The 864-nt window shown below is 38.3% G+C and carries 2 pseudogenes; both read right to left on the bottom strand.

Annotated features, from left to right (window positions below):
• A pseudogene (locus AB4496_RS07525) lies at positions 1–530 on the bottom strand (GGDEF domain-containing protein); the annotation flags it as partial.
• 102 nt (positions 531–632) lie between these two features.
• Positions 633–864 (bottom strand): annotated as a pseudogene (gene potD / locus AB4496_RS07520) (spermidine/putrescine ABC transporter substrate-binding protein PotD); the annotation flags it as partial.

Raw genomic sequence — 864 nt, 5'->3', positions numbered from 1 at the left:
ATCATTAAATCTCCAACTTTGTGGCCTTTAAGGTCATTTGTCTCTTTTAGTCCATCTAAGTCGAAGTAAATGAGCTCAAACTCTGCAAGTTTGATCGCGTCAAACTTCTTGCGATTATACAAACCAGTAAGCTCGTCGCGTTTACCTTGGTCTTTGATCTTGCCAGTTAATTCAGTAATACCGTAAGCAATCAATAAAAATGCTATTTGTAGCAACCCGTCTTCCAAGAAGGTATCTATTAGTTCATTTTGGTCAGCCCACTCATCAAGATGTTTAAGCTCGGTTGATACGTCATAAAACAGGTTAAAAATGAGTAATAGAGCGCCGTAGCGAAGAGCTTTGTGGGGACGAATGGCGTGACGCGCAACATAATAGATGTACATAGTGATCACGAGGGTATTTGTTTCGAAAAACAAATCATAATTTGAATCAATATGAATAAATGAACTCAGGCCAAGCATCAACAGTGACGCTAACAGCATAAAAGTCACAACTAACAGGATAGGGTTTGCTTGCATATGTAATCGCACTTCGTATTGTTTGCTTAATCCTATATAAATTTTGAATAAAAATAAAGCGGCTTACGCCGCTTTATTTAACTTACTAGCAACAATTAAACTTTTGCTAACAAATTAGTTGTCTACTTTAAGTTTTTGAAAGTACTCGTCATAAATAACGCTCGCTTCGCCAACTTCGTCTTGCCAAACACCATTATCCATCACTGATTGTGGCGGGAAAACGTTCTTATCTTCAGAAAATTCTTTCGGAAGAAGAGGGTAAGCTGTTTTAACTGGTGTTGGGTAACCGATCTCTAGAGCAATTTTCGCTGCGTTTTCAGGGCGAAGAAGGAAGTCGATCATCTTA

This window comes from Vibrio sp. 10N.222.46.A1, from assembly GCF_041473595.1.
Taxonomy (GTDB): domain Bacteria; phylum Pseudomonadota; class Gammaproteobacteria; order Enterobacterales; family Vibrionaceae; genus Vibrio; species Vibrio tasmaniensis_A.
Note: the sequence above shows the minus strand (reverse complement) of the source record. Positions and strands in the feature narration are given on the sequence as shown.